Annotated in this window: 9 protein-coding genes and 1 pseudogene; 1 reads left to right on the forward strand and 9 read right to left on the reverse strand. The window is 62.6% G+C overall.

What is annotated here, in order from left to right:
- Positions 1-13 precede the first annotated feature (13 nt).
- The 7 genes from ptsP to VE009_RS06280 all read right to left on the reverse strand — a co-directional run bounded on the left by ptsP (position 14) and on the right by VE009_RS06280 (position 6,881).
- Complete coding sequence (ptsP, locus tag VE009_RS06250) at positions 14-1,759, reverse strand: phosphoenolpyruvate--protein phosphotransferase (RefSeq protein ID WP_325006532.1); 1,746 nt, start codon at positions 1,757-1,759, stop codon at positions 14-16.
- Positions 1,743-3,629, reverse strand: coding sequence for a glucose PTS transporter subunit IIA (locus VE009_RS06255; RefSeq protein ID WP_325006533.1), 1,887 nt, complete (start codon positions 3,627-3,629; stop codon positions 1,743-1,745). The genes ptsP and VE009_RS06255 overlap by 17 nt, the downstream gene beginning before the upstream one ends.
- Before the next feature lie 103 nt (positions 3,630-3,732).
- On the reverse strand, positions 3,733-4,269 hold the full coding sequence (locus VE009_RS06260; protein WP_325006534.1) for a hypothetical protein: 537 nt from the start codon (positions 4,267-4,269) through the stop codon (positions 3,733-3,735).
- A gap of 111 nt (positions 4,270-4,380) precedes the next feature.
- Complete coding sequence (locus VE009_RS06265; RefSeq protein ID WP_325006535.1) at positions 4,381-4,812, reverse strand: CoA-binding protein; 432 nt, start codon at positions 4,810-4,812, stop codon at positions 4,381-4,383.
- Positions 4,813-4,827: 15 nt separating this feature from the next.
- A complete protein-coding gene (gene aroA / locus VE009_RS06270; RefSeq protein ID WP_325006536.1) occupies positions 4,828-6,117 on the reverse strand; it encodes a 3-phosphoshikimate 1-carboxyvinyltransferase in 1,290 nt (429 codons plus the stop codon).
- 33 nt (positions 6,118-6,150) lie between these two features.
- The gene (locus VE009_RS06275) at positions 6,151-6,501 is read right to left on the reverse strand and encodes a CrcB family protein (RefSeq protein WP_325006537.1); all 351 of its coding nucleotides are present in this window, start codon (positions 6,499-6,501) and stop codon (positions 6,151-6,153) included.
- Positions 6,498-6,881, reverse strand: a complete 384-nt coding sequence (locus tag VE009_RS06280; RefSeq protein ID WP_325006538.1) for a CrcB family protein — start codon at positions 6,879-6,881, stop codon at positions 6,498-6,500. The genes VE009_RS06275 and VE009_RS06280 overlap by 4 nt, the downstream gene beginning before the upstream one ends.
- A gap of 119 nt (positions 6,882-7,000) precedes the next feature.
- Between VE009_RS06280 and VE009_RS06285 the strand changes: the two genes are divergently transcribed.
- Positions 7,001-7,294 carry a rhodanese-like domain-containing protein gene (locus tag VE009_RS06285; protein WP_325006549.1) on the forward strand — a complete coding sequence of 98 codons (294 nt, stop codon included), beginning with the start codon at positions 7,001-7,003 and terminating at the stop codon, positions 7,292-7,294.
- Positions 7,295-7,313: 19 nt separating this feature from the next.
- Here VE009_RS06285 and VE009_RS06290 read toward each other — a convergent pair whose 3' ends face one another.
- A complete protein-coding gene (locus VE009_RS06290; protein WP_325006539.1) occupies positions 7,314-7,829 on the reverse strand; it encodes a shikimate kinase in 516 nt (171 codons plus the stop codon).
- A gap of 114 nt (positions 7,830-7,943) precedes the next feature.
- Positions 7,944-8,090 (reverse strand): annotated as a pseudogene (locus VE009_RS06295) (NADP-dependent phosphogluconate dehydrogenase); the annotation flags it as partial.

Raw genomic sequence — 8,090 nt, forward strand, 5'->3', positions numbered from 1 at the left:
AAATTGTATTATGTTACATCACGCCGCTCTCCATGCCGAATCGCTCGAGCGTCTCCCGAATTTCTTGGCTCGTGCGCAGCTTCGCGACGGATGACCACAACGATTTCGATCGTTCGCTTGACGCCTTCAGCAGTTCGCTCTTGAGCGGCAGCATGAGACCGCCCGCCATGCTGAGCTCCCGTACGCCGAGCGCGAGCCAAATCGGCAGCGCCAGCGGATCGCCGGCAAGCTCCCCGCAGACGCTCACGCCGATGCCCGCCTCCTGCGCGGCGGACGCCGTCATGCGCAGAAGGCGCAACACCGCCGGATGATACGGTTCGTACAAATGTGCGACATGCTCGTTCATTCGGTCGGCGGCCAGCACATACTGCGTCAAATCGTTCGTGCCGATGCTGAAAAAGTCGACCTCCGGCGCCAGCACGTCCGCCGCGATCGCCGCCGCCGGCACCTCGACCATAATGCCGACGGGCATATGCTCGTCGAACGGCAGCCGTTCCGCCCGCAGCTCCGCCTTCGCTTCCTCGAGCAGCCGCTTCGCTTCCCGCAGCTGTTCGACGGACTGAATCATCGGGAACATGACGCGCACCTTGCCGCAAGCGCCCGAACGAAGAATCGCCCGCAGCTGCGTCTTGAACGGCCCCGGCTGCACGAGCGACAGCCGAATCGAACGAAAGCCCAGCACCGGGTTTTCTTCCTCCGGCACTTCCATATAATCAAGATGCTTGTCCCCGCCGACGTCGAGCGTTCGGATCGTCAGCGGCCTGCCCTGCAGCAGCGACGCAGCTTTGCAGTAAATTTCGTACTGCTCCTGCTCGCTCGGGTACGTATCCCGGTCCATGTAAATGAACTCGGTCCGAAACAATCCGACGCCTTCCGCTCCGCCGTCCAGCGCCGCCTCCAGCTCTCGAAGCGACGTAATGTTCGCGTACAGCGACATGCGGATGCCGTCCGCCGTCACCGTCGGCAGCGACGCGATCGATTGAAGCCGTTCGAGCACGCGGACCTCCGACTCCCGCAGCTCCGTATACCGCTGGACTTGCGCGCTCGTCGGGTTGACGATCACCGTCCCCGACTTCCCGTCGATGATGAGCGTATCGCCCGTTTGGATCGGTTCCGCCGTTTTCCCCTCGAGTCCGAGCACGAGCGGAATGTTCATCGCCCGCGCCATGATCGCCGTATGGGACGTGCTGCCGCCTGCGAACGTGACGATGCCGAGCACATGGTTCGGATTCAAATGCACGAGCTGCGACGGGGATACTTCGCGCGCGACGAGAATGAACGGCTTGTTATCCGACGGCAGCTTCACGTCCGGCGTTCCGATCAAATGCTTCAGCAGCCGGTTGCCGACGTCGCGGATGTCGAGCGCCCGCTCCTTCATATATTGGTCGTCGAGCAAATCGAACATGTTAACGAATTTATCGATGACTTCCTTGACCGCGACCTCGGCGGCTTTGTACTGGCGCTGGATGATGCCCTGAATTTCGTTCATAAACACGGGATCGTCCAAAATGGCCAAATGCGCGTCGAAAATGTTCGACTCCTGCTCGCCGATGTAGCCAGAAATTTCTTTCTTGATCGTCGTGATTTCCTGCTTGGAGTGACGGATGCCTTCGTACAGGCGCTCGAATTCCGCCGCCAGATCGGTCACGTCCTTCTTGTTTTCGGGAACGTCCCACTCCCAATGGGGCAGGACGAACGCCTTCCCGATCGCGATGCCGGACGAGGCCCCGGTGCCTTGAACGCTACGAGTGGTTGCCATCCGACGGATCCTCCTTTATGGTGACTGACATGACCGAAGCTTGGCCCTTGCGAACGGCCTTGAACGGCGCGTAGCTGATCGCTTTGACGCGCGCCGCATTCGTGACGACCATAGGCGTCGCCGGCGATTTCGCGTGTTTGCGAAGCTTGGCCAAATCGAACGTGACGAGCAGCTGTCCGGGCTGGACGGCGTCGCCCTCCCGCACATGCGGCTCGAAGGGCTTACCGGCGATGCCGGACGAATCGATGCCGATGTGCAGCAGCACCTCGAGCCCTTCCGCCGTCGTAATGCCGAGCGCGTGCCCCGTCGGGAACAGATGCGTGATCTTCCCGGCGACGGGCGAGACGAGCTCGCCGCGCTCCGGCACGAAGGCGACGCCGTCGCCGACGATTTTGCCGGCAAACACCGGATCCGGCACATCCTCGAGCGGAATCATGCGGCCGGCGACCGGCGAGCGGAACAGAACGACGCGCGGGTCCTTGCGTATCGTCTTCATAATCTCTTCGCGAATCAGCTCGGAGAACGTGCCGAACACGACCTGGACGTTGCCTCCGCCCAGCGTCATGACGCCGGCGGCGCCCAAATGCTTCAGCGCGCCGATGTCCATCTCCCGGTCGTTCGCGAGCGTCAGCCGAAGGCGCGTGATGCACGCTTCGATGCGCACGATGTTTTCCTTGCCGCCGAGCGCCTGCAGAATGAGCGGAGCCCGGTACGGGATATCCCCGGCCCAATCGTCGAGCGCGGACCCTTCCTCGCGGCCCGGCGTCGGAATTTGGAACCTCCGAATCGCCCAGCGGAACAGGCCGTAATACAGCGCGAAATAGACGAGTCCGATCGGGATGAGCATCCATCCGTTTCGGGACAGGTGATAGTTGATGATAAAGTCGATCGCCCCCGCGGAAAACGCGAAGCCGTGATGAATGCCGAGCAGCGACGTCAGCCACATGGAGAGGCCGGACAAAATCGCGTGCACGACGAACAAATACGGCGCGACGAACAAAAAGGCGAACTCGATCGGCTCCGTCACGCCGGTGAGGAACGAGGAAAGCGCCGCGACGGCGAACGTCGCCCGCACCTTCGGCTTCAGATCCTCCCTCGCCTCGTGCACGATCGCTAGAGCGATCGCGGGCAGCGCGAACATCATCGTCGGATACAGCCCCGCCATGTACAACCCCGCCGTCGGATCGCCCGCGAAAAAGCGCGGCAAATCGCCGTTGACGATGCTGCCGTCATAACGCTCGTAGGCGCCCGTTTGGAACCAGACGACGTTGTTGAGCAAGTAGTGCAGTCCGGACGGCACGAGCAGCCGGTGGAGCATGCCGTACAAAAACGCGCCGAACCCGCCGAGGCCGAGCAGCAGGCCACTCAGCCCCTGCAGTCCCGATTGGACGTACGGGCCGATTTGCACGATCAGAATCGAGAAAGCGACGGACGCGAAACACATGATCAGCAGCACGAAGCGCGGCCCGCCGAAAAATTGTATATATTCCGGAAAGCGAATCTCTTTGAATCGATGAAATAGAAAAGCGGATAAAATGCCGATGACGATGCCGCTCGTCACGCCGAGCTCGAATCCTTGCGGAATGAAAAATTGCGTCACGCGGTCGTAGACGAAATAGCCGACCAAAGCCGACATCCCGGCGATGCCGGCGCTGTCCGCGAGGCCCAGCGCGACCCCTACGGCGAAGATATAAGGCAAATATGTAAACACGGTCATACCCGCGTAGGTCAGCATCGCTCCGATGCGTTCTCCGCCGATCGCCTCCCAAGGGAACGCGCCGAGGCGAAGAAGTATCGCGGCGGCGGGCAGCGCGATCATCGGCATCATCAGCGATCTGCCGAATTGCTGCAAATAGCCCATCCAATTCACGCCCGGTCCCCCTCTCGTCTATTGGTAATGGTAATGAAGCGCCGCGAGTTTGTCAAAGAAAAAACGGCGGACGATTACCTCGTCCGCCGTTCGTCCAACTATTTTAGAAGTTGCGGAACTGACCTTGCGTGAACTGGCTCGTCGGCGTGTTCACGTTGTACTGTCCACGAACGCTGTTCAGCGTGTTGATGCCTTGCGATTGGCCCATCGCGTACGTGCTCGCGCGGAGCGAATCCTCGCGCAGGTACGCGTCGTGGTCCGGACGGTTGCCGACATAGTTAGCCGTGTGGTAGCTGTTCACGCCTTGGAACCCGCCTTGATAGCCTTGCGTCATTTGGCTCGTAGGCGTGTTCACTTGGTACGTTCCTTGGACGTTGTTCAGCGTGCCCATCGTTTGGCCGCGGTTCATGGCGTACGTGCTCGGACCCATGCTGTCTTCGCGGAGGTACGCGTCATGATCTTGGCGGTTGCCAACATAGTTCGACGTGTGGTAGTTCGACGTCATTTGCTGCTGCGGTTGATAGAACGATTGGACGTTGCCCGTCGGTTGGAACGTCTTCTGCATGCCGCGGTACTGCGACTGAACCTGCTGACCGAAGCCTTGCTGTTGCCCGAAGGAAGGTTGGTACGAATTGTACACGATGAATGTTCCTCCTTAGATGTCGTCTGGTCTCCCCCGACGGCGTGCGAACGCCTTCGTTGAAGCCTCTTTTATTTTGTCTAAGGGGGACAAAAATTATTATCGCGCAAATTATGCCTGATTTCGGTTCGGGCGGAGAATGGCGTCTTCGACCTTAATGCATCGATCCATGATGACCGTCATGCCGCCTTCGGAGGCGATGCGCGCCGCTTCCTCGCTGGCGATGCCGAGCTGGAGCCAGAGCGTTTTCGCCTTGACGGCGACCGCATCGGCGGCGATGGGCGGCGTATGCTCGGCGCGGCGGAACACGTTCACGATGTCGATCGGCTCCGGAATGTCGGCCAGCGACGCGTAGCCCTTCTGCCCGAGCACGTCTTCGCCCTTCGGGTTGACCGGGATAATCCGGTACCCGCGGTGCAGCATCGCCTCGGATACTTCGTACGCGGGGCGGTCGGGATTGTTCGTCAGCCCGACGACGGCGATAACTCCCGCTTGCTCCAAAATCGATTTGATCTGTTCTCTGCTCGGATTTTCGAAAGGCATGCGCGTCTCCTCCTTCTACTCCAAACGAATATCGGCGCCGAGCGCCTTCAGGTGATCGAAAAATTGCGGATACGACTTAGCGACGTGGTGAGCGTCGCGGATGACGAGCCCTTCCTCGGAGCGGAGGCCGACGACGGACAGCGCCATGATGACGCGGTGATCGTAGTGCGCGTCGATGACGACGCCGCCTTTCACGCCCTCGGGTTTGCCGTGGACGATGATTTCGTCGCGCTTCTCCTCGACGTTCGCGCCCGCCTTGCGCAGCTCCGTTAAGTAGTCTGTGATGCGGTCGCATTCCTTATAACGCAAATTTTCCACGTTGTAGAACCGGGACGTGCCTTCCGCGAAGACGGACGCCGCCACGCAGGCGAGCACCGCGTCCGTAAATTCGTCGCCGTCGAACTCGACCGCCCGCAGCTTGCCGTTGCCCTGCACGCGCACGACGCCGTTCTCGTGCGTCAGCGGCGCGCCCATCGCGCGGATGACGTCGACCGCCTTGCGCTCGCCTTGTTTGCTGTGTTCAAGCAGCCGGTGCACCGTCACGTCCGAGTTCGTCACCGCCGCCGCGGCCAAAATCGCCGCCGACCCCGGATAATCGCCCTGCACCGAGTAGTCGCCGCTGCGGTATTTCTGATTGCCGGGCACGCGGTAAAACATCAGATCGTCGCTCGCTTCGACCTCGATGCCGGCGTCGCGCAGCACCTCGAGCGTTTGGCCGACGACGATTTTCGATTTCAAATCGTGCAGCACCCGAATTTCGCTGTCTTCCTTAAGCAGCGGCGTCAGGAACAGCAGCGAGCTGAGAAACTGCGACGAGACGCTGCCGGACACTTGGATCGCGCCGCCCTTCGGGTCGCCGCCGTACACCGTAATCGGCAGCCGGCCGCCGTTGTGGTCGATGCGCACGTTCATCGTTTCCAGCGCGCGGATCAAGTCGTCGTGCGGTCGTTTGCCGAGCGAATCCGGATACGAATTGACGAACGTCACTTCCGGCAGGAGCGACGCGATCGACAGCAGGAAGCGCAGCACCGCGCCGGCGTTGCCGACGTTCAGTTCTTTGACGGGCTTCGGGCTGCGGCCGAAGCCGTGCACCGTCAGCACGTCGTTCGACTCCTCCAGCGTCGCGCCCAAATCCCGCAGGCAGCGGCGCATCGCGTCGCTGTCCTCGCTGTGCGCGGGAAACCGAATGCGGCTTACGCCTTCGGCGAGCGCCGCGACGAGCATATAGCGGGTCGTGTAATTTTTCGAGGATAACGCCTGCAGTTCTCCCTGCAGCCGAGGGGTCGGTTTTACGATGGCATCCATGGATAAACTCCTCTCTTGAACTAGAGAAAAATGTCAGCGCGCGATCCAGACGCCGGCGCCCGCCGCGGCGATCGACGCCGCGATCGTGACGGCGGCGTAGACGGCGGCTCGGCGGCCGGCCTGGGCGAGCAGCGCGGTTTCGACCGCGAACGTCGAGTATGTCGTATAGCCGCCTAGAACTCCGGCCGTAAGGCCGGCTAAGACGGCGGGGCTGACCGGCAGATCGCCGCCCGCGAGCCAGCCGAGCGCGAACGAGCCGGTGACGTTGACGGCGAGCGTCGCGTACGGCACGCGGCCGGGCCGGTTCCAGCGGAGCGCGGCGGCTCGAAGCGCTGCGCCGAGCGCGCCGCCGGCCGCCACGAAGACAAGGGCGAGCCAGCTCACGGCGCCGCCTCCCCGCGCCGGAGGGCGCCGAGGCGCAAACCCGCGCGGGCGAGCGGCGGGCCGACGGCCGCCGTCAGCGCGATATACGCCGCGGCGAGGCCGTACCGTTCGCCTTCGAGCATCGTCCACGCTTCCAGCCCGAAGGCGGACATCGTCGTGAATGCGCCGAGGAACCCCGCCGCCGCCGCTTGATACGCCGGGGACCGCTTGTCCCGGTCCGAAGCGCGCGCGTACAACCAGCCGAGCGCGAACGCGCCCGCCCCGTTGACGAGCAGCGTCGCGAACGGCCAAGGCCCGCCTGCGCCGGCGAACGCCTGAGCGACGCCCCAACGCGCCGCGGAGCCGAGCGCACCGCCCGCGGCGATCCACACGAAGCGCATGCGGCACCTCCGATTTGACTTGAAAAAATGCACGACGTAAGATGGTGGCAGATGTACGATCAAGACCACCCGCCTACGTCCCGTAGGCGAATTCGAAAGGAGCGATCCGCTTGAGCGGCATGCGATCGATCGAACCCGCCGAGGTTCGCCGCCGGCTTGACGCCGGGGAACAGCTCGTCATCATCGACGTGCGGGAAGACGAAGAGGTGGCCGCCGGTATCATTCCAGGCGCCCGCCATATCCCGATGGGGACGATTCCGGAACGGATGAGCGACATTCCGAAAGAGGGCGAAGTCATCCTCGTCTGCCGCAGCGGCAACCGCAGCGGCCGCGTCTACGACTACCTCGAGGCGCACGGCTACGCCAACACGAAAAACATGACCGGCGGCATGCTGGCCTGGGAGACGCTGTAAGCGTCCGCCGGGCGACCCGTCAGCGGGCGCCCGCCTCCCGCAATATCGTCTCCACCGTCTCCGCCACGCCGAGCTTCGACGTGTCGACGGTAAGAGACGCGAAATCGTACGCGTTCTTCCGCTCCTTAAGGAGCAGACGGACGCGTTCTTCTTTGTCGCCGGCGAGCAGAGGGCGATTCGCGTCGCCCCGCAGCCGCTCGATCAGCGCGTCGGCCGGCGCCGTCAAGGCGACGACGAAGCCGCCCCGCAGCATCGTCTCGCGGTTGAGCGGCCGAAGCACGGAGCCGCCGCCGGTCGAGACGATTTGCCGCTCGCCCGCCAGCACCTCCTCTAGCACGGCGCTTTCCGCGTCGCGGAAATACGCCTCCCCCTCCTGCTCGAACAGCTCGGGGATCGATCGAGCTTCCCGCTCGACGATTCGCTGATCCGTGTCGACGAACGTCCAGCCGAGCTTCTCGGACAGCGCGAGACCGACGGTCGTTTTCCCCGTTCCCATAAATCCGATGAGTACAATGTTGCGAAGTTCAGCCGTCAATTTCGGTTCCCGTCCTCATTTTTTAACACATCATACCATACGCCGCGCAGGGCGAACACCCCGAAAAAAGCCCGCCGCCCGCAGGGCGCGGCGCGGCAGGCGTCTATGCCGAAGTTATTGCATCCACTCGAAGTGGAACGTGCCTTCCTTGTCGACGCGCTCGAACGTGTGCGCGCCGAAATAGTCGCGCTGCGCCTGCAGCAGGTTCGCCGGCAGCCGCTCCGTCCGGTACGAATCGTAGTACGCGAGCGCCGACGAGAA

The sequence above is a fragment of the Paenibacillus sp. genome (genome assembly GCF_035645195.1).
Lineage (GTDB): Bacteria > Bacillota > Bacilli > Paenibacillales > YIM-B00363 > Paenibacillus_AE.

Coding starts and splice junctions, on each gene's coding strand:
- VE009_RS06265 (WP_325006535.1), bottom strand. CDS start 4,812: ATGCCTTTCGAAAATCCGAGCAGAGAACAGATCAAATCGATTTTGGAG.
- VE009_RS06285 (WP_325006549.1), top strand. CDS start 7,001: ATGCGATCGATCGAACCCGCCGAGGTTCGCCGCCGGCTTGACGCCGGG.
- ptsP (WP_325006532.1), bottom strand. CDS start 1,759: ATGGCAACCACTCGTAGCGTTCAAGGCACCGGGGCCTCGTCCGGCATC.
- VE009_RS06280 (WP_325006538.1), bottom strand. CDS start 6,881: ATGCGCTTCGTGTGGATCGCCGCGGGCGGTGCGCTCGGCTCCGCGGCG.
- aroA (WP_325006536.1), bottom strand. CDS start 6,117: ATGGATGCCATCGTAAAACCGACCCCTCGGCTGCAGGGAGAACTGCAG.